General features: G+C 70.6%; 19 protein-coding genes. 7 read left to right on the top strand and 12 right to left on the bottom strand.

What is annotated here, in order from left to right; genetic code table 11:
• Positions 1-2: 2 nt before the first annotated feature.
• On the bottom strand, positions 3-1,523 hold the full coding sequence (locus JX005_RS07260) for a MinD/ParA family ATP-binding protein (RefSeq protein WP_214466771.1): 1,521 nt from the start codon (positions 1,521-1,523) through the stop codon (positions 3-5).
• A gap of 54 nt (positions 1,524-1,577) precedes the next feature.
• Positions 1,578-4,985, bottom strand: a complete 3,408-nt coding sequence (locus tag JX005_RS07255) for a pyruvate carboxylase (protein WP_214466770.1) — start codon at positions 4,983-4,985, stop codon at positions 1,578-1,580.
• A 73-nt stretch (positions 4,986-5,058) separates the two neighbouring features.
• Here JX005_RS07255 and JX005_RS07250 point away from each other — a divergent pair, with 73 nt between their 5' ends.
• Positions 5,059-5,868 carry a ParA family protein gene (locus JX005_RS07250; protein ID WP_214466769.1) on the top strand — a complete coding sequence of 270 codons (810 nt, stop codon included), beginning with the start codon at positions 5,059-5,061 and terminating at the stop codon, positions 5,866-5,868.
• A 5-nt stretch (positions 5,869-5,873) separates the two neighbouring features.
• On the opposite strand, the gene JX005_RS07245 is transcribed toward JX005_RS07250, so the two are convergent.
• Positions 5,874-6,365, bottom strand: a complete 492-nt coding sequence (locus JX005_RS07245; RefSeq protein WP_214466768.1) for an Lrp/AsnC family transcriptional regulator — start codon at positions 6,363-6,365, stop codon at positions 5,874-5,876.
• A gap of 102 nt (positions 6,366-6,467) precedes the next feature.
• Between JX005_RS07245 and JX005_RS07240 the strand changes: the two genes are divergently transcribed.
• Positions 6,468-7,667, top strand: a complete 1,200-nt coding sequence (locus tag JX005_RS07240) for a trans-sulfuration enzyme family protein (protein ID WP_214466767.1) — start codon at positions 6,468-6,470, stop codon at positions 7,665-7,667.
• Between the two features lie 318 nt (positions 7,668-7,985).
• Here JX005_RS07240 and JX005_RS07235 read toward each other — a convergent pair whose 3' ends face one another.
• The 3 genes from JX005_RS07235 to JX005_RS07225 form a co-directional block, all read right to left on the bottom strand.
• A complete protein-coding gene (locus JX005_RS07235; protein WP_214466766.1) occupies positions 7,986-8,531 on the bottom strand; it encodes a MerR family transcriptional regulator in 546 nt (181 codons plus the stop codon).
• Positions 8,532-8,642: 111 nt separating this feature from the next.
• On the bottom strand, positions 8,643-9,335 hold the full coding sequence (gene ftsR, locus JX005_RS07230) for a transcriptional regulator FtsR (protein ID WP_214466765.1): 693 nt from the start codon (positions 9,333-9,335) through the stop codon (positions 8,643-8,645).
• Entirely contained in the window at positions 9,335-9,844 is a 510-nt protein-coding gene (locus tag JX005_RS07225; protein ID WP_214466764.1) for an FHA domain-containing protein, read from the bottom strand. Before JX005_RS07225 ends, ftsR begins: the two co-directional genes overlap by 1 nt.
• Before the next feature lie 170 nt (positions 9,845-10,014).
• Between JX005_RS07225 and JX005_RS07220 the strand changes: the two genes are divergently transcribed.
• Positions 10,015-10,362 (top strand): hypothetical protein, encoded by a 348-nt coding sequence (locus tag JX005_RS07220; RefSeq protein ID WP_307858526.1) that lies wholly within the window; start codon positions 10,015-10,017, stop codon positions 10,360-10,362.
• A 6-nt stretch (positions 10,363-10,368) separates the two neighbouring features.
• On the opposite strand, the gene JX005_RS07215 is transcribed toward JX005_RS07220, so the two are convergent.
• Positions 10,369-10,770, bottom strand: a complete 402-nt coding sequence (locus tag JX005_RS07215) for a four-helix bundle copper-binding protein (protein WP_214466763.1) — start codon at positions 10,768-10,770, stop codon at positions 10,369-10,371.
• Positions 10,771-10,874: 104 nt separating this feature from the next.
• Between JX005_RS07215 and JX005_RS07210 the strand changes: the two genes are divergently transcribed.
• Entirely contained in the window at positions 10,875-11,585 is a 711-nt protein-coding gene (locus tag JX005_RS07210) for a copper resistance CopC family protein (RefSeq protein ID WP_246533689.1), read from the top strand.
• A gap of 10 nt (positions 11,586-11,595) precedes the next feature.
• On the top strand, positions 11,596-12,993 hold the full coding sequence (lpdA, locus tag JX005_RS07205; protein ID WP_214466762.1) for a dihydrolipoyl dehydrogenase: 1,398 nt from the start codon (positions 11,596-11,598) through the stop codon (positions 12,991-12,993).
• A gap of 90 nt (positions 12,994-13,083) precedes the next feature.
• Here the strand turns inward: lpdA and JX005_RS07200 are convergent, their stop codons facing one another.
• The 3 genes from JX005_RS07200 to JX005_RS07190 all read right to left on the bottom strand — a co-directional run bounded on the left by JX005_RS07200 (position 13,084) and on the right by JX005_RS07190 (position 14,576).
• Positions 13,084-13,581 carry a PaaI family thioesterase gene (locus JX005_RS07200; RefSeq protein WP_214466761.1) on the bottom strand — a complete coding sequence of 166 codons (498 nt, stop codon included), beginning with the start codon at positions 13,579-13,581 and terminating at the stop codon, positions 13,084-13,086.
• Positions 13,582-13,708: 127 nt separating this feature from the next.
• Positions 13,709-14,356, bottom strand: coding sequence for a CYTH domain-containing protein (locus tag JX005_RS07195; RefSeq protein ID WP_214466760.1), 648 nt, complete (start codon positions 14,354-14,356; stop codon positions 13,709-13,711).
• Positions 14,343-14,576, bottom strand: coding sequence for a response regulator (locus JX005_RS07190; protein WP_214466759.1), 234 nt, complete (start codon positions 14,574-14,576; stop codon positions 14,343-14,345). Before JX005_RS07190 ends, JX005_RS07195 begins: the two co-directional genes overlap by 14 nt.
• 130 nt (positions 14,577-14,706) lie before the next feature.
• Here JX005_RS07190 and glgP point away from each other — a divergent pair, with 130 nt between their 5' ends.
• Positions 14,707-17,265: an alpha-glucan family phosphorylase gene (gene glgP, locus JX005_RS07185; RefSeq protein WP_214466758.1), complete on the top strand. Its 2,559-nt coding sequence runs from the start codon at positions 14,707-14,709 to the stop codon at positions 17,263-17,265.
• Between the two features lie 167 nt (positions 17,266-17,432).
• Complete coding sequence (locus tag JX005_RS07180; RefSeq protein ID WP_214466757.1) at positions 17,433-18,164, top strand: glutamine amidotransferase; 732 nt, start codon at positions 17,433-17,435, stop codon at positions 18,162-18,164.
• A 6-nt stretch (positions 18,165-18,170) separates the two neighbouring features.
• On the opposite strand, the gene JX005_RS07175 is transcribed toward JX005_RS07180, so the two are convergent.
• Both JX005_RS07175 and JX005_RS07170 read right to left on the bottom strand, forming a co-directional pair.
• Positions 18,171-18,884 carry an NAD(P)H-hydrate epimerase gene (locus JX005_RS07175; RefSeq protein WP_307858525.1) on the bottom strand — a complete coding sequence of 238 codons (714 nt, stop codon included), beginning with the start codon at positions 18,882-18,884 and terminating at the stop codon, positions 18,171-18,173.
• Positions 18,881-19,891, bottom strand: coding sequence for a YihY/virulence factor BrkB family protein (locus JX005_RS07170; RefSeq protein WP_214466756.1), 1,011 nt, complete (start codon positions 19,889-19,891; stop codon positions 18,881-18,883). The genes JX005_RS07175 and JX005_RS07170 overlap by 4 nt, the downstream gene beginning before the upstream one ends.
• Positions 19,892-19,915: the final 24 nt, after the last annotated feature.

Here is a 19,915-nt window from a genome sequence, read left to right as displayed (position 1 = left end):
CCTCAGGCTGCGGACGCCGAAGCGACGGTGCGCAGGCCCTCGACGACCGAGGCCGCGAGGTCGCGCGCCGCGAGACGGGTCTCGGGCTGCAGGTCGCGGAACACGATCGCGCTGCCCGCGGCGATGTGCGCGTCGTAGGGCATGCGCACGACGGAGCGCACGCGCGTGCGGAAGTGCGACTCGAGCTCTTCCAGCTGCACCAGCGGGTTGCCGGGGCGGGCGTTGTTGAGCACGACGATCGCGTTGCGCACCTTGGCCGAGTGGCCGTTTGTCTCGAGCCACGTGAGCGTCTCGGACGCGAGACGCGCCTCGTCGACGCTGAGGCCGGCGACGATGACGAGCTGGTCGGCGAGCTCGAGCGTCGCGCCCATGACCGAGTGCACGATGCCGGTTCCGGTATCGGTGAGCACGATCGAGTAGTAGTGGGCGGCGAGGCCCGCCACGTCGCGGTAGTCGGCGTCGCTGAACGCCTCGGACACCCGCGGGTCGGAGTCCGATGCCACGACGTCGAGTCGCGTCTCGTCGCGCGCGACGATGCCGGACAGGTCGTTGAAGCCGACGACGTCGCCGCGGATGCGCACCAGGTCGCGGACCGTCTTGCCGCTCGATCGGGCGATGCGCTCGGCGAGCGTGCCGCGGTCGGGGTTGGCGTCGACGGCGATGACGCGGTCGTCACGAGCATCGGCCAGCGCCATGCCGAGGACCGTCGTGACGGTGGTCTTGCCGACGCCGCCCTTGCGCGACAGCACGGGCACGAACCGCGCCCCGCCGCTGAGCGGTGCGGCGATGCGGCGATCGAGCTCCTTGCGGGCGCGGGCGCGCTTGCCGTCGCCGAGGTTGATGCGACGGCCGGAGATCGAGTAGACGAGGTGCTGCCAGTAGCCCTCGGGCTCGGAGCGCACGACCTGGTGCGGATCGAGCAGGCGGTCGGCGGTGAGCAGGTCGGCCGTCTCGCGGTCGGCCTCGAACTCGCCCAGGCGCTTCGACGTCAGCGTGACGTCGGGCTGCGCGTAGCCGGCGCGCTCGGCGGCCTGCGGGCGGTCGAACACGTCGCTCGCAGCAGCGGGCCGCGCGGCAGCAGCAGCTGCGGGTGCAGGTGTCACGATGTCGTCGAAAGATTCAGCAGGGACGGATGCCGCGGCCTGCGGCTCGGACACCACGGCGGCAGGCGCCGCGGCGACATCGGGATCCGTCTCGTCGAGCACCTCGTCGGCGTCGGCGATGTCTTCGAGGGGCTCCCAGTCCTCGACGCCGTCCTCGACGGTCCAGTCCTCGGCGTCGGCCGCCGTCTCGACGATCTCGGCCTCGGCGGTGTCGGCGGGGATCTCGACCACGAACGGAACCTCGTGGCCGATCACGTCGTCGTCGACGAGGTCGTCGTCGGACGCGGAGGGCAGCTCGACGTTCACCTGCGCGGTCGATCCGCCGAGGATGCCGAAGCCGGCGGTCTCGATGCTGCCGGTGTCGGACAGCACGCCGTGTTCGGATTCGTCGGGCGTGTGGTCGGGGCGATCAGGCGTCACTGCGGCGTTCTCCAAGAGAGGGAGGGCGATTTCGGGCGGGTGCCACCCTCCAGGTTACTGGGCAGGGCGGATGACGACCAAAAGGTCTCCTGCGTCGACCTGCTGCGTCTCACTGATCGCAAGGCGCTCGATGACCCCATCGACGGGTGCGGTGATGGCCGCTTCCATCTTCATGGCCTCGATCGACGCGATCGGGTGGCCGGCCCGGACGGTGTCGCCCACGGCCGCCTTCAGCGTCACGACGCCGGCGAACGGCGCCGCCACCTGACCGGGCTTTGTGGTGTCGGCGCGCTCGGTCTGCTTGATGTCGACCTTGATGCTCCGGTCGCGCACGAACACGGGCCGGAGCTGGCCGTTGAGCGTCGTCATGACGGTGCGGATGCCCTTGGGGTCGGCCTCGCCGATGGCCTCGAGACCGACGTAGAGCTGCACGCCCGGGTCGATCTCGGCGATGTGCTCCTCCCCCGGCTTGAGCCCGTAGAGGTAGTCGGGGGTGCCGAGCGCCGACAGGTCGCCGTACGCCGCGCGGTTCTTCTCGAACTCGCGGGCGGGCGCGGGGAACAGCAGCCGGTTGAGCGTGCGGCGGCGTTCGACGCCGTCTCCGGCGAGTCCGGCCCGCTCCTCGTCGGTGAGTGGCGGCACGTCGATCGAGACCGTACGGCCCTCCAGCACCTTCGTGCGGAACGGCTCCGGCCATCCGCCCGGCAGATCGCCGAGCTCCCCCGCCATGAAGCCGACCACCGAGTCGGGGATGTCGTAGTTCTGTGGGTTCTGCTCGAAGTCCGCGGGATCGGCGCGCACCGCGACGAGCGCGAGAGCGAGGTCGCCGACGACCTTCGACGACGGCGTCACCTTCGGGATGCGGCCGAGCAGACGGTCGGCCGCCGCGTACATGTCCTCGATCAGCTCGAAGTCGTCGGCGAGGCCGAGGGCGATCGCCTGCTGGCGCAGGTTCGAGAGCTGACCGCCCGGGATCTCGTGGTGGTAGACGCGCCCGGTCGGGGATGGGAGTCCCGACTCGAACGGACGGTACAGGTGGCGCACGGCCTCCCAGTACGGCTCGAGGTCGCAGACCGACTGCAGGTCGAGCCCGGTGTCGCGGTCGGTGTGCGCGAGGGCGGCGACGAGCGCCGACAGCGACGGCTGGCTGGTCGTGCCCGACATCGGCGCAGCGGCCGCGTCGACGGCATCCACTCCCGCGGCGCTCGCTGCGAGCAGGGTCGCGAGCTGCCCGCCGGCGGTGTCGTGCGTGTGCAGATGGACCGGCAGGTCGAAGCGCTCGCGCAGTGCCGTGACGAGCTTCGCGGCGGCTGCGGGCCGGAGGAGCCCCGCCATGTCCTTGATGGCGAGGACGTGCGCGCCGGCCTCGACGATCTGCTCGGCCAGCCGGAGGTAGTAGTCGAGCGTGTAGAGCTGCTCGTCGGGGTTCAGCAGGTCGGAGGTGTAGCAGAGCGCGACCTCCGCGATCGCCGTGTTCGTCGCGCGCACCGCGTCGATCGCGGGCTTCATCTGCGACACGTCGTTGAGGGCGTCGAAGATGCGGAACACGTCGACGCCGGTCAGCGCGGCCTCGCTCACGAACGCGTCCGTCACCTCGACGGGCCGCGGCGTGTAGCCGACGGTGTTGCGTCCGCGTAAGAGCATCTGGATCGGGATGTTCGGCATCGCCTCGCGCAGCGCGGCCAGGCGCTCCCACGGGTCTTCCGCGAGGAAGCGCAGGGCGACGTCGTAGGTCGCCCCTCCCCAGGCCTCGACGGAGAGCAGCTCCGGCGTCATCCGGGCGACGTGCGGGCCGACGCGGACCAGATCGCGGGTGCGCACGCGCGTGGCCAGCAGCGACTGGTGCGCGTCGCGGAAGGTCGTCTCGGTGACGGCGAGCGGCTTCTGCTCGCGCAGGGCGCGGGCGAATCCCTCGGGACCGAGGCTGCGCAGGCGTGCGAGCGTGCCCGCCGGCGGCTCGGCGGACAGGTCGATGTGCGGCAGCTTGCTGCCGGGCGAGGTCTGCAGCGGCTTCTCGCCGTACGGCCGGTTGACCGTGACATCGGCGAGCCAGTTGAGGAGCTTCGTCGCCCGGTCACGCGAGGGGTTGCTGGTGAGCAGCTGGGGGCGCTCGTCGATGAACGACGTGCTCAGGTCGCCGGCGACGAACGCCTCATCGTCGAGCACGGCGCGCAGGAACGGGATGTTGGTCGCCACGCCGCGGATGCGGAACTCAGCGAGGGCGCGCCGTGCACGGGTGACGGCCGCCGGGAAGTCGCGGCCGCGGCAGGTCAGCTTGGCGAGCATCGAGTCGAAGTGCGGGCTGATCTGCGACCCGGCCGCGGTCGTTCCGCCGTCGAGACGGATGCCCGCGCCGCCGGGTGAGCGGTACGTCGTGATGCGGCCGGTGTCGGGGCGGAAGCTCTGCGACGGGTCCTCGGTCGTGATGCGGCATTGGAGGGCCGCGCCGCGCAGCTGGATCTGCTCCTGGCGCAGGCCGAGCTCCGCGAGGGACTCCCCCGAGGCGATGCGCATCTGCGATTGCACGAGGTCGACGTCGGTCACCTCCTCGGTGACCGTGTGCTCGACCTGGATGCGGGGGTTCATCTCGATGAACACGACCTCGCCCGTACGCGGTCCGGCGGTCTCGAGCAGGAACTCGACCGTGCCGGCGTTCTCGTAGCCGATCGAGCGCGAGAAGGCGACCGCGTAGCGGTGGAGCGCGTCGCGGACGTCGGGGTCGAGGTTGGGAGCGGGCGCGATCTCGATGACCTTCTGATGGCGCCGCTGCACCGAGCAGTCACGCTCGAACAGGTGGACCGTCTCGCCGGACTTGTCGGCCAGGATCTGCACCTCGACGTGCCGGGGGCGCTGCACGGCCTGCTCGAGGAAGACGCGCGCGTCGCCGAAGGCGCTGCCCGCCTCGCGCATCGCCTCCGCGAGCGCGGGGGCCAGCTCGGCCGGCTGCTCGACGCGGCGCATGCCGCGTCCGCCGCCGCCCGCGACGGCCTTGACGAAGATCGGGAAGCCGATCTCGTCGGCCTGTGCGAGCAGCGCGTCGATGTCGTCGGACGCCTCCGTGGATCGCAGCACCGGAACTCCGGCGGCGACGGCGTGGTGCTTCGCGGTGACCTTGTTGCCGGCCATCTCCAGTACACGCGCGGGCGGTCCGATGAAGACGATGCCGTTCGCGGCGGCCTTCTCTGCCAGCTCGGGGTTCTCGGAGAGGAATCCGTAGCCGGGGTAGATCGCGTCGGCGCCGGAGGCGAGGGCGACCCGGATGATCTCGTCGACGTCGAGATAGGCGCGGACGGGATGCCCCTTCTCGCCGATCTCGTAGGACTCGTCGGCCTTCTGCCGATGCAGCGACCCGCGGTCCTCGAAGGGGAACACCGCGACAGTTCGCGCGCCCAGTTCATAGGCGGCACGGAAGGCTCGGATGGCGATTTCACCACGGTTTGCGACCAGGATCTTGCGGAACATTCGACCTCCGAGGGCGGCGGTGCGGGCGGGCCTGAGTGTGCTCTCAGCCTAGGGGACGGTAACGTGGTGCCTTGTGCACGTCCTTTCCGTCAGCTCGCTCAAGGGAGGCGTCGGCAAGACGACCGTGACTCTCGGACTCGCGTCGGCGGCCTTCGCCCGCGGTGTCCGCACGCTCGTCGTCGACCTCGACCCGCAGTCCGACGTCTCGACGGGCATGGACATCCAGGTGGCAGGCCGCCTGAATGTCGCCGATGTCCTCGCCAATCCCAAGGAGAAGACGGTCCGTCAGGCCATCACCTCCAGCGGGTGGGCCAAGGTGCATCCCGGCACGATCGACGTCATGATCGGCAGCCCGTCGGCCATCAACTTCGACGGCCCGCATCCGAGCGTCCGCGACGTGTGGAAGCTCGAGGAGGCTCTCGCGACGATCGAGGCCGACTACGACCTGGTCCTCATCGACTGCGCACCGTCGCTCAACGCCCTCACGCGCACGGCGTGGGCGGCCAGCGACCGCGTGATCGTGATCACCGAGCCCGGCCTGTTCTCGGTCGCCGCCGCCGACCGCGCCCTCCGCGCGATCGAGGAGATCCGCCGCGGCCTCTCCCCCCGTCTGCAGCCGCTCGGCATCGTGGTGAACCGCGTGCGACCGCAGTCGATCGAGCACCAGTTCCGCATCAAGGAGCTGCGCGACATGTTCGGCCCGCTCGTCCTCGCGCCTCAACTCCCCGAGCGCACGTCGCTGCAGCAGGCCCAGGGCGCCGCCAAGCCGCTCCACATCTGGCCCGGTGACTCGGCGCAGGAGCTCGCCGCCGACTTCGACTCGCTGCTCGACCGCGTCATGCGCACCGGCCGCATCCCCGTCCCGGGCGAAGCCCGCGCCTGACCCGCCTAGAGCGGCCCGAGCGCTCCGGCGCCGCGCCGCACCTCGAAGACGAGCTGCGTCTCGGTCTTGGTGACCGCCGGATGACTCGTGATGTGCTCGAGGATCAGGTCGCGCAGCCGCTCGGGACTGGCGACCGCCATGTGCAGGTGGAAGTCGTTGTCTCCCGCGACGTGGACCACCGAGAGCGTCCCCGGGATCTCCACGAGCCGGTCGAAGAGCTCGTCGATGTGCACGCGGCTGTGGCTCGAGAGGTGCACCTTCACGACGGCCTGGATCGGGCGGCCGATCGCTGCGAGGTCGATCCGGGCATTGATGCTCGAGATCACGCCGCTCTCTCGGAGCGCCCGCACCCGGTAGGCGCAGGTCGACTCGGCGAGCCCGACGCGCGCGGCCAGGGCGGAGTTCGTCATCCGGCCGTCCTCGACGAGTGCGGCCAGGATCGCCCGGTCGAACGCGTCCAGTGAGACGGCTTGCGGATTCTTCGAAGACGAGACCATCGGATGCCTCCACTCTGCGGATTCTGCAATCGTCAATGACGATACGGCATCGTCACCGCGGTCTGACTTGCCCGTCTCTGCGATATCGCCGACGATGGCAGCATGACACCGAAGTCGCTGCACCCTGACAGCCTTGCGGTGCACGCCGGCCGCGACGACCTCGCAGAGCTCGGAGTGCACGCGCTTCCCCTCGACCTCTCGTCGACGAACCCGCTCCCCGGCATCGACGTGGGCGGGCTCTCCTACGAGGTGCTCGCGACCGGCGGCCACCCGTTCGAAGGCGGCTCGCACGTCTACGCCCGCCTGTGGAACCCGACCGTCGCCCGCTTCGAAGAGGCGCTCGCACGGCTCGAGCACGCCGAAGAGGCCGTGGCCTTCTCCTCCGGCATGGCGGCCGTCACCGCTGTGCTGCTCGCACTGTCGCACGAGCAGGGCAAGCGTCACGTGGTCGCGGTGCGCCCGCTGTACGGGGGCACCGACCACCTCCTGGCTTCGGGCCTGCTCGGCGTCGAGGCAACGTACTGCACTCCGGATGCCGTGGCCTCCGCTGTGCGGCCCGACACGGCTCTGGTGATCCTCGAGTCCCCGGCGAACCCGACGCTCGAACTCGTCGACATCCGCGCTGTCGTCGCCGCCGCGGGCGACGTGCCGGTGCTCGTCGACAACACGTTCGCGACGCCGGTGCTGCAGCATCCGCTCGATCTCGGCGCTGCCATCTCGCTGCACAGCGCGACCAAGTATCTGGGGGGCCACGGCGACGTCGTCGGCGGTGTCGTCGCGTGCGACGCCCAGACGGCCGCTGCGCTGCGTCGCACCCGTGCCATCACCGGCGCGATCATGCACCCGCTCGCCGCGTACCTGCTGCACCGGGGGCTGACGACGCTCCCCGTGCGCCTGCGCGCGCAGCAGGAGGGCGCCCGCATGGTGGCGCGCTGGCTGACGACGCGTCCCGAGGTTGCTCGCGTGCACTTCCCGGAGTTCGCCGAGTGCGATCCGAACGGTCTCGTCGGCTCGCAGCAGTCCGGACCGGGCGCGATGATCGCCGTCGAACTCGCCGATGGCTTCGACGCCGCGAGCGAGCTGACCGCGGCGGTCGAGCTCTTCACGCACGCCGTGTCGCTCGGCAGCGTCGACTCGCTCATCCAGCACCCCGCGGCGCTCACCCACCGCCCGGTGCAGTCGGAGGCCAAGCCGTCGGACGCGCTGGTGCGCCTGTCGATCGGGCTCGAGAGCCCCGACGATCTCATCGCCGACCTCGAGCAGGCGTTCGCGCGTTCGAGGGTGCTCTCGCACCAGGCCTGACGTCGCCCGCGCGGAGCGCTTTCCTCACAGGTCGTTGAGCGAGGAGCGAAGCGACGGTGCCGTTCTCAGGACGAGTCGACACCCGGGACGGCCCCCGCCGCGGAAATCCGGTGCTGCCAGCGCGGGGGCTGTCCATCGATCCTGAGAACGGTACGCGCCCTCACTGACCGGGGCGTCGCCTCGCCCACGGGTCGTTGAGCGAGGAGCGAAGCGACGAGACGAAACGCCTCGAACCCGCGAAGAGCCCTTAGTCCGCGCGACGCGTTTCGTCTCGCTCCGCTCGCTCAACGATCGGCGGTTGCGCCCCCGCGAAGAGCGTCAGGCCGTGCGGGCGGCGCGGCGGACCGCGAGCTCGTCGAGCGTCTCGGGCGCCTGGGCCTCGAATGCCACGAGCTCGGTCTCGACCTCGCGGAGCACCTTGCCGACGGCGATGCCGAAGACTCCCTGACCGCGGCTGACGAGATCGATGACCTCGTCGTTCGACGTGCACAGGTAGACGGACGCGCCGTCGCTCATGAGGGTGGTTCCGGCGAGATCGCGGATGCCGGCGGCACGCAGCTGATCGACGGCGGTGCGGATCTGCTGCAGCGAGATGCCGGTGTCGAGGAGCCGCTTGACGAGCTTGAGCACGAGGATGTCGCGGAAGCCGTAGAGCCGCTGGGACCCGGAGCCGCTGGCTCCGCGCACCGTCGGCTCGACGAGCTCGGTGCGGGCCCAGTAGTCGAGCTGGCGGTAGGTGATGCCGGCGGCGCGTGCGGCGACCGCACCGCGGTAGCCGACCTCGTCGTCCATGGCGGGGAGCCCGTCGGTGAAGAGGAGCTCAGCTACGAACGGCTCGTTGTCGGCCGCTTCTCGAGCAGTCATGCTCGCCCCCCTCGGACTCGGATACTTCCACGCTAGATGAGGCGCCGCGCTCCGTCTACGACATCGGCGCCTACGGCCTCGGCGTGTCGCGCGATCGGCGCCTCGGATCGATCAGGACAGCAGCCGGTCGAGGGCCGAACGGACGAAGATCGCCCGCACCTCGTCCAGCCGTTTGGCCAGTTCCGGCGCCAGTTCTCCTGCTCGGCCGCGGGACGAGGCATCCGTCCGCCGCAGCAGGGGCGAAAGCGCCTGTTCCACCAGAGCGACGTCGCGCTCGGCGTTCTGCCGGAGCGCACGCACGTGACGCGGCTCGATGCCGTGACGGTCGAGCGCCACGAGCGCCCGCAGCAGCGCGACGGACTGGTCGGTGTACGCGTCGGTGCCGACGAGTACGCCGGTGCTGATCGCGTCGTTGAGCAGCTGCGGTGCGGCGCCTGACGCGGCGAGCAGCTCGTCGCGCCGGTACCGGCGCGGGGCGGGCACGATCGACGGCGGCGGAACGGCCGTCGGCGTCGCGGGCTCGCGTCCGGCGTCGACGTCTTCGAGATACTCCCGGATCACGACGAGCGGCAGATAGTGGTCGCGCTGGAGCGTGAGCGCCAGGCGAAGCCGCTCGAGGTCGGCCTGGGAGAACTTGCGGTAGCCGGACTCGGTGCGCACGGGCGTGACGATGCCCTGCACCTCGAGGAAGCGCAGCTTGCTCGAGGTCAGCGACGGGAACTCGGGCGAGAGGCGCGCCAGCACCTGGCCGATGCTCAGAAGACCCGCGGACGACGAACGTTCGCGGGCGGAGGCGGCGGGCATCACCCGTCCGCGGCCTGGGCCAGGTCTGCGGGCGAGACGAAGAAGTTCAGCCGGAACTTGCCGATGCGCAGCTCTGCGCCGTTGCGCAGCGTGGAGCGGTCGACCCGCTCGCCGTTGACGTAGGTGCCGTTGAGCGAGCGCTGGTCGACGAGCTCGAACGACGTGCCGGTGCGGGTGATCTCGGCGTGACGACGCGAGACGGTGACGTCGTCGAAGAAGATGTCGGCTTCGGGATGCCGGCCGACCGTCGTCACGTCGGTGTCGAGCAGGTAGCGGGCGCCGGCCGTCGGGCCGGACCGCACGAGGAGCAGCGCAGCGCCGGTGGGAAGGGCGTCGATCGCCTCGAGCTCGGCGTCGGCCAGCTCACTTCCGAACGGCACGAACGAGAGGTCGGAGTCATGTCCGAAGGTCTGCGTCGTGTCGGTCCCGCGATCGGACTCGGCCGACTCGGGGTCTGCACCGGATGCCCGGCGGATGTCGCCCTCGTCAGGTCGGCGGTGTTCCTCCACGGTGGTCCTCCTCTGCGTGCAAGCCTATCCGATCACCCCGCCCGCGAAAGTGCGGAAATCGGCGTGACGCGCTGATCGGCTTTGTTTCGCTCCGTGTCAGGTCGCGTGCCCCGGGAAAGGCGCCGTCCTAACGTAAACGAAAGACCGAAGCTACGAGAAGGAGTCCTGCCGTGTCGAGCCAGCACCGCCACATCCCGCCCCTCGAGGTGCGTGAGCGTGCGGCGTGCATGTGCGACCACGGTGACGCGTGCTCCTCGTTCGCTCCAGGGCACGCGCTGCACCTCATCCAGTCGCGCCTCGCCTCGGCGACGCCGTCGGACTGGACGGACGCGATCGTCGAGTCGGCCGATGCCGCGTCGGGCACGATCGTGGTGCGCGACCTGACGACCGCAGAGGCGATCGCCCTGTGGAACAGCGCGGGTGCGGCGCACGTGCTCACGCCCGGCACCCCGGTCGCGGTCCACGGCCGCTACCACGTGCTGGCCGTCGGGCGCGAGCGTTTCAACGTCGCACGGTGACGCGGCTCAGGCCGCCTTCATCATCATGTCCTTGACCGCCATGCAGGCGTCCATGCAGGCCTTGCACGACTGAGCGCACATCTTGCAGACCTCGCTGTGGTCGGCGTGCTCCAGGCACTCGTCCATGCAGTTCTGGCACATCGCGATGCACGCGTCGAGCATGGCCATCATCGACGCCGGGGTCGTCCCCTGCATGCGCATCATGGCGCGCATCATCGTGTTGCACATGTCCGCGCAGTTCATACATGCCGGGGCGCACGACATCATCTGAGTGGAGCACACCGTGCACGCCTGCTCGCAGGCCGAGCAGGCGTCCATAGCCGCCTGCAGCACCGACATGTCCATCGTGTCCATGCCGGGCATCGACATCATGTCCTTCGACATGGCGTCCATCATCATGGAATCCATCTGCCCACCTCGCTTCCGTGATCGTCCGCGGGCAGGGGTGCCCGCCTGCTCGTCAGGGTACCCGCGGCCTCGGCGGGTGAGAAGGCTTGGCTAGGCTGGCCGGGATGATGTCACAAGGAATTCACACAGCCCTGCCCGCCCGTGTTCTCGCGCTGGTGGCGGCCCTGCTCACGGCGTTCGCGCTGCTCGTGGTTCCGGCATCCCCCGCGCACGCGCACGACGAGCTGATCGGAAGCAACCCCTCCGCCGACTCGACCGTCGAGGGAGTCCCCGCGCAGCTGACGCTGACCTTCAGCGGCGCGATCGCGACCGATGCGGGCGCCTCGGAGGTGGCGGTGACGGATGCCTCGGGCACGTCGCTCCTCGACGGCGCACCGACGGCGCAGGACAACGTGCTGACCCAGCCGCTCGCGGGCGAGGCATCCGGTGAGATCACGGTGCTGTGGAAGGTCGTCTCGAGCGACGGCCACCCGATCTCGGGCGAGTTCGCCTTCACGGTAGCCCCTGCGCCGACGCCGACCGACACCGCGACGCCCACGCCGACGCCCACCGAGTCGACCGAGCCGACGACCGAGCCGACGCAGGAGCCGGCACCGACGGCATCCCCCACCGCCGCCCCCGACGCCGACGAGGCGTCGACGTTCGGCGACGTGTGGCCGTGGGTGGTCGGCGGACTCCTGCTCGCCGCGCTCGGCGGCGCCGTGATCTACCTCCTGACGTCTCGCGCCCGCCGTGAGAAGGAGCTCGCCGAAAGCCGCGAGCGAGCCCTCGGCGGCGCCCCGGAGCCCGACTCCGACCCCCCTGCCGAGAGATAGGCTTGAACCCATGCCCCACTACGACGTCGTCATCCTCGGCGCGGGCCCCGGCGGGTACGTCGCGGCTGTCCGCAGCGCACAGCTCGGCCTCTCCGTCGCGATCATCGAAGAGAAGTACTGGGGCGGTGTGTGCCTCAACGTGGGCTGCATCCCCTCGAAGGCACTCCTCAAGAACGCCGACCTCGCGCACCAGTTCAACCACAAGGCGGAGCTCTTCGGCATCTCGGGTGACGTGAAGTTCGACTTCGGCGTCGCGTGGGACCGCAGCCGCAAGGTGGCGGACACCCACGTCAAGGGCATCCACTACCTGATGAAGAAGAACAAGGTCACCGAGTACGAGGGCCGCGGTTCGTTCACCGGACCCAACGCCATCACGGTGGCCAAGGCCGACGGCTCCACCGAAGAGGTCACCTTCGACAACGCGATCATCTCGACCGGCTCGAAGGTGCGCCTGCTGCCCGGCGTCGAGATCGGCGGCAACATCGTCACGTACGAGGAGCAGATCCTCGCCCGCGACCTGCCCCAGTCGATCGTCATCGTCGGCGCCGGCGCCATCGGCATGGAGTTCGCCTTCGTGATGGTGAACTACGGAGTCAAGGTGACGATCATCGAGTTCCTCGACCGTGCGCTTCCCAACGAGGACGCAGACGTCTCGAAGGAGATCGCGCGCCAGTACAAGGGGTACGGCGTCGACATCCTCACCTCGACCAAGGTCGAGACGGTCACCGACAACGGCGACAAGGTCACCGTCACGTACACGGCCAAGGACGGCACCGCCGGCTCGATCGACGCCGACAAGGTCATGATGTCGATCGGCTTCGCCGCCAACGTCGAGGGCTTCGGCCTCGACAAGACCGGCGTGAAGCTCACCGACCGTGGCGCGATCGACATCGACGACCACATGCGCACCAACGTGCCGCACATCTACGCGATCGGCGACGTCACGGCGAAGCTGCAGCTGGCCCACGTGGCCGAGGCGCAGGCCGTGGTCGCCGCTGAGACGATCGGCAAGGCCGAGACGATGACCCTCGGCGACTACCGCATGATGCCGCGCGCGACGTTCTGCTCGCCGCAGGTGGCGTCGTTCGGCCTCACCGAGCAGCAGGCGCGCGACGCCGGCTACGACGTGAAGGTCGCGAAGTTCCCCTTCTCGGCGAACGGCAAGGCGAACGGCCTCGGCGAGCCGATCGGCTTCGTCAAGCTCATCGCCGACGGCGAGCACCTCGAGCTTCTCGGCGGCCACCTCATCGGCCCCGACGTGTCGGAGCTGCTCCCCGAGCTGACGCTGGCGCAGAAGTGGGACCTCACCGCTCTCGAGGCGGCGCGCAACGTCCACACGCACCCGACACTGTCGGAGGCCGTGCAGGAGGCCTTCCACGGTCTCGCCGGCCACATGATCAACCTCTAGACCACGCACCGCCGAAACGACCTGACCGGTCGTTGAGCGAGCGAAGCGAGACGAAACGCCCCGGGGTCCTCGTGACCCGGGGCGTTTCGTTCATGGCCGCAGCACGAGGAGCGAGCTCGTCGCGGTGGCGAGGGCTGTGCCCGCGGCATCCTCCACCACGCCTTCGGCGAAGATCACCCGCGACCCGCCCTTCACGACGCGACCTCGCGCCCGCAGCAGGCCGGTCGTCGCCAGGATCGGGCGCAGGTACGACACGTTGAGGTCGATCGAGGTGTACCCGACGCCCGCGGGCAGGGTGGTGTGCGCGGCGCAGCCGACCACCGTGTCGAGCAGGGTGCAGGCCACGCCGCCGTGCACCATCCCGAGCACGTTGTAGTGGTACTCCGCCGGCTCGCACTCGAAGACGACCTCGCCGGGGTCTGCCGACACCATCCAGAAGTTCATGAGGCGCGAGATCGGCGGCGGCGGGAGCTCCTCGTCGATGAGTGCGCGGAGGTAGCCCAGGCCGTCGAGTCCGCGCGACGCTGCGAGAGGCGGGCCCGGATCGTCCCAGTCGAAGGTGCGGGTGCGCGAGGTCTCGGTGCTCATGCGTCTCACCCTAGAACCCGCTCCCGGGTCGTTGAGCGAGCGCAGCCCCTCCCGGGTCGTTGAGCGAGCGCAGCCCCTCCCGGTTCGTTGAGCGAGCGCAGCGAGACGAAACGCGCCCCGCCCGCCGTCAGTGCCCGAGTGCGCGAGCGAGCTTCGAATCGGATGCCGCGGCCCGCGCGCCGGCGGCCATCGCAGCGTCCTCGACCGCAGCGAAGAACGTCCGGCGCTCGTCGGGGTCGGTGGGCCCAGCAGGCCCGAGCTCGATCTCCCATTCGTGCCACTCGCGCTCGGTGCCCGAGCGCTCGTCGCGGGTGCGGACGTGGTCGTCGGCGAATTCGGCGACGACGCCGCCCTCGGCCGAGAGCAGGAAGTACGCCACGCGCTCGTTCCGGATTCGGGCGAGGGGCAGAAGCGGCGCATCGCCGGCCACCGGGGCGATCTCGGCGCGCGCTCCGGCGGGCACCGCGTCGGCCTCACCGAGTGGCCAGTGCAGCTCCACGCGCCCGCCGTCGGCACCGCGCGGACCTTTGATGTGCCAGCCGGCGTCTGGTCCGCCGGTGCGGCGGCGCAGCGCGTAGCCCGCCCGGGCCAGAGCGAGGTCGGCGGTGTCGAGGTAGGCCGCGTCGAGCGAGCGCGTCTCACCCGCGCTCACCGAGGCGACGCCCGGCAGGGACGACCAGTCGGGCAGGGCGGTGCCTTCGGCGACGTCGAACTTCAGCTCGATCTCGACCGAGCGGCCGGGCGCCTCGTCGGAGCCTGCGTCAGATACGGTCACGAGCCATGTCGGTGTACGGGTCGATGTCGTCCTGCGACTCCACGAACCAGTACTCGGCCTCGGTCGGGCCGTCCGATTCTCCGGTGCGCTCGAGGTCTCCCTTGCGGGCGTAGACGACCTGCGTCTCGCTGTACGGGACGATGAGTCGGTCGAGGTCGGGGTTCTCGAGGGGCAGGAGCTGCCCGTCGAGCGGACCTCCGTGCAGTCGTGCGATAGCCATGTGCCGAGCCTAGACCCGGGCCGCGACGCGACGTCCGCCCTTGACGATTCCGTCTTCCCCCGTTCGTCGCGCGGCCGTCGGCATCCTCCGAGTGCAAGCGTTTCCATCTTCGACGCCTAGAATCACTCGCGTGAAGGCCATCCGAACGTTCACCGTCCGTCCTGTCCTCTCCGAAACCCTCGCCCCACTCGACCGCCTCGCGTCGAACTGGCGCTGGTCGTGGAGCCGCGCGACGCACTCCCTCTTCGCGTCGATGGATCCTGCGCTGTGGGACGAGATCGGCGCGAACCCGGCGCGCATGCTCGGCGCTCTCGGCCAGGAGCGCCTCGACGAGCTCGCGCACGACGAGGGCTTCGTGCACCGTGTTCGCGAGGAGGACGAGCGCCTCACCGCCTACCTCGACGGCGACCGCTGGTTCCAGCAGCTCGAAGGCCCCAAGCCGGCGCACATCGCCTACTTCTCCCCGGAGTTCGGCGTCGACGGCTCGCTCCCCCAGTACTCGGGCGGACTCGGCATCCTGGCCGGCGACCACCTCAAGAGCGCCTCCGACCTCGGCGTGCCGCTCACAGGCGTCGGCCTGTTCTACCGCGCCGGCTACTTCCGCCAGTCCATCGGCGACGACGGCTGGCAGCGTGAGAGCTACCCGCTGCTCGACCCGTACGGACTCGGCCTCACGCTGCTGCGTGACGGGTACGGCGCGCCGGTCGAGATCTCGCTCGATCTCCCGGGCGATCGCGTCCTCCACGCGCGGGTGTGGGTCGCCGACATCGGCCGCATTCCGCTGCTGCTGCTCGACTCCGAGACGCCCGCGAACTCCGAGGAGCTGCGCCGCGTCACCGACCGCCTCTACGGCGGCGGCGGCGAGCACCGTCTGCTGCAGGAACTTCTCCTCGGCGTCGGCGGCGTGCGCGCTGTGCGCGCGTGGTGCGGCATCACGGGCCGCCCCGCGCCCGACGTCTACCACACGAACGAGGGGCACGCCGGGTTCCAGGGCCTGGAGCGGATGTCGGAACTGATCACGCACGATGGCCTGGGCTTCGACGCCGCGCTCGCGCAGGTGCGGGCCTCCACGGTGTTCACGACGCACACGCCCGTCCCCGCGGGCATCGACCGGTTCCCGCGCGACCTCATCGCCGACTTCCTCGCCGGCGGGCTGTTCGAGGGACTCGACGCCGGACGCGCGATCGCGCTCGGCCTCGAGACGTGGGACGGCGGCGACCAGGGCGTCTTCAACATGGCGGTGCTCGGACTCCACCTCGGCCAGCACGCCAACGGCGTCTCGGTGCTGCACGGCGAGGTGAGCCGCGGCATGTTCGGCCACCTGTGGCCGGGAGTCGACACCGACGAGGTGCCGATCACGTCGATCACCAACGGCGTGCACGCCCCGACGTGGGTGCATCCCGCGCTCAAGGCCGTCAGCGAGCGCACGTTCGGCGACGCCCACACCGACGCCCACGACTGGACCGACCGCGAGACGGTGACCGACGCCGAGCTGTGGGGCGTCCGCCAGCAGATGAAGGGCGAGCTCGTCGCCGAGGCGCGGCGCCGGGTCGCGGCATCCCTTTCCAACGGCTCAGGAGTCGCACCGGCCTGGGTCGGCGAGCTGCTCGACCCCGAGGTGCTCACGATCGGATTCGCGCGGCGCGTGCCGACGTACAAGCGGCTGACGCTCATGCTGCGTGACCCCGAGCGGCTGACGAAGCTGCTGACCGACCCCGAGCGCCCGGTGCAGATCGTGATCGGCGGCAAGTCGCACCCGGCCGACGACTCGGGCAAGATCCTGATCCAGCAGCTCGTGCGCTTCAGCCGCGATCCGAAGGTGCGCGGACGCATCGTCTTCCTGCCCGACTACGACATCACGCTCGCCAAGGACCTCTATCCGGGCTGCGACGTGTGGCTGAACAACCCGCTCCGTCCGCTCGAGGCGTGCGGCACGAGCGGCATGAAGGCGGCGCTCAACGGCGTGCTCAACCTGTCGATCCTCGACGGCTGGTGGGACGAGTGGTACGACGGCGAGAACGGCTGGGCGATCCCGACGGCCGACACGGCGTCGAACGACGAGGAGCGGGATGACGCCGAGGCGTCTGCGCTCTACGACCTGATCGAGCACCAGCTCGTGCCGCGGTTCTACGAGCGCGAGGGCGGCATTCCGCTGCGCTGGCTCGCGATGGTGCGCCACACCATGACCGAGCTCGGCAAGAAGGCGACGAGCGACCGGATGGTCCGCGACTACGTCCAGCGGCTGTACGTGCCCGCGGCGGCTCATGACGTCGCTCTGCGCGCCGACGGCTTCGCCGAGGCCCGGGCCCTGTCGGAGTTCGTGGTGCGGGTGAAGGATGCCTGGCCCCGCGTCTCGATCGCCGGTGTCGACTCCTCGGGCATCCCGTCGCAGGCGCAGGCGGGTGACACGCTCGAGGTGAGCGCCGCGGTCCGGCTCGACGGGCTGTCGCCCGACGACGTCGCCGTTGAACTCGCGTACGGGCGCACGAACGAGGACGACGCGCTCGCCCGCGACCACTCGGTCTACCGGCTCCTGCCGGAGGGTCCGGCCGTCGACGGGGTGACGTCGTTCACCGGCGCTCTGCCGCTCACCGTGACCGGAACCTTCGGCTACACCGTGCGGGTCGTGCCGTCGCACCCGCAGCTGGTCTCGCCCGTCGAGCTCGGCCTGGTGACCTACCCCGCCTGACCCCACCGCCCCGCCCCCGTCGCCTTCCGCACCCCCAACCCCCTGTTGAGTGTCCAGGACGCGCCGCGCCCACGCCCGCGACGGCGGCATGTCCTGGACACTCAACCGATGCCCGGGGCGGGCAGGAGCGGCGCGGGGCGGGGCGGGGCGGGCCGTAGGCTTGCGGGGTGAAGCCGTTCGTCCTCCTCGCCACGCGCGCCGAAGACGTTCCCGCCGACGAGGAGTACGCCCTCTTCCTGCGCTACACCGGACTCGACGAGCGGCACCTCGTCCGCATCCGCCTCGAGGCCGAGCCGATGCCGTACCTCGACCTCGATGCCCTCTCCGGCATCTTCGTCGGCGGCGGACCGTTCAACGCCTCCGACCCCGCCGACGCCAAGTCGGCGGTGCAGCACCGCGTCGAGGCCGAATTCCAGACCCTCCTCGACGAGGTCGTCGCCCGCGACTTCCCGTTCCTCGGCGCCTGCTACGGCATCGGCACGCTCGGCGCCCACCAGGGCGCCGTCATCGACCGCACCTACCCCGAGCCCATCAGCGTCGTGCCGGTCGAGCTCACGGAGGCCGGGGCATCCGATCCTCTCCTGCGCGACCTGCCGCGCCGTTTCGAGGCGTTCGTCGGCCACAAGGAGGCGATCTCGGCGCTGCCCGCTTCGGCCACCCTGCTCGCCTCATCCCCCGACTGCCCCGTGCAGATGTTCAAGGTGGGCGAGAACGTGTACGCGACGCAGTTCCATCCCGAGCTCGACGTCGACGGCATCACGACGCGCATCCACGCGTACGCCGGCTACGGATACTTCGCCGCCGACGAGCTCGAGCTCACCCTCGCCGCAGTGCGTCGCGCGGCAGTGTCCCATCCGAGTCGGATGCTGCGCACCTTCGTCGAGCGCTACGCGAGGTAGACGCGCTCAGCCTCGAACGACGCGGGTGACGGATGCCTCGCCCGCCGGCTCCTCGCCGGCAAGACCTGGTCCGAGGCCGAGGTCGACGAGCACGAGCTCTCCGCACAGCTCGGGCCCGCGCCCGACCGCGAGCCCGGCTTTGACCGCGCCGAAGGTCACCGTGACCGCGGCCGGCAGCACGACGTCGTCAGCCGTGCCGGTGTCGGGGTGCAGCCCGCTCGGCAGGTCGACGGCGATGGTGCGCGGTGAGCCTTCGACGGAGAGCAGGCGCGACACCGCCTCGCGTGCGGCGCCGCGCAGCGCGGGGTCGGGCGATGTGCCGATGCCGAGGATCCCGTCCACGACGAGGGTGTACCCGGATGCCGCGGCCAGCGCCTCGTCGAGAGAGACCTGCCGCGCGCCGGCGTCCAGGGCCGCGGCGAGCCCGGCCTCGTGCACGCGGCTGCCGACGGGGAGGACGTCGACGTGAGGGGGACGCGTTTCGTCTCGCTTCGCTCGCTCAACGACCGCGGCGGCGAAGAGGGCGTCGCCGCCGTTCTCGCCGCTGCCCGCGAGGACGAGGATGCGGGGGGACGGGGCATCCGCGATCCGTTCCTGCACGATGGCGGCGAGGGCGTATGCCGCGCGACGCATGAGAGGCTCACCGGCCTCGAGCAGCGGGCGCTCGGCGGCGCGCACCTGCGCTGCGGTGTACGTCGGAACCCGGATCGTCACCGTCACGCCGGCTTCGGCTTCGCGGGCTGGCGTGCCTTCTCGGTGGCCTCGTTCGCGAGCTTCAGCTCCTCGGCCGCGACGCGAAGGGCGTCCTCGGCGCGCTTCACGCGGCGCGCTTCGAAGCTGGGAGCGCCGTAACGCTCGCGCACGCGGTCGGCGTCTTCGGCGACCCCGACGATGATCCACGTCGACGCGAGCAGGATCACCTGCGCCGACAGGTTGAACCACAGCAGCAGCGCGATCAGCGCGGCGAACGACGCGAGGAGCGGGTTCGACCCGGCGCCGGCGACGAACATGCCCGACAGCTGCTGCAGCACGGTCAGGCCGATGCCGCCGATCAGCGACCCGACGAAGAGCGTGCGCGGTCGGGCCTTCACGCCGCTCAGCACCACGAAGGCGAGGGCGATCAGCCCGGCGTCGAGCAGGAAGACCACGACGAGCGCGAGACCGCGGGTCGCGGCATCCGCTACGAATCCTTGGATCCCCAGCCAGTCCCCCACCCAGTCGATGAAGGTCGAGCCGTAGAACGTGACGGCGGCGGACAGCACGAAGCCGCCGCCGATCGCGATGGCCAGCAGCAGGTTGCGCAGGATCACCCAGATCCAGAAGACGTCGTCGTGGATCTCGTCGGCGAGCGTACGCAGTCCGGCCCGCAGCGAGCCGATCGCGCCGATCGCGGCGCCGACGAGGGCAACGAGCGACAGGATGCCGGTCAGCGTGAGGCCGGCAGGCGCCTGGATCTGATCGACCTGGATGAGACCGTCCTCGCCGATGAGGCCGGGGATCGCGGAGTCGACGGCGTCGACCAGCGCCTGCCACGCGACGGGGTTGTCGCTGAGCCACAGCGCGGCGAACGAGAAGCCCAGCAGGACGCCGGCGAACACGGAGAACAGCGCACGGTACGTGACGCTGTCGGCGAGCATCGCGCCGCGTCTCTCGAGGAAGTGGAACCAGACCCGCACCGGCCTGAGACTCAGTGCCCACGCCGTCAGTTTCGCGATGAGGTCAGCCATGGCGCCAGGCTATCCGGGCACCGC

The sequence above is a fragment of the Microbacterium flavescens genome (genome assembly GCF_018588945.1).
GTDB lineage: Bacteria > Actinomycetota > Actinomycetes > Actinomycetales > Microbacteriaceae > Microbacterium > Microbacterium flavescens.
This window is presented reverse-complemented; position numbering and strand designations above follow the sequence as displayed.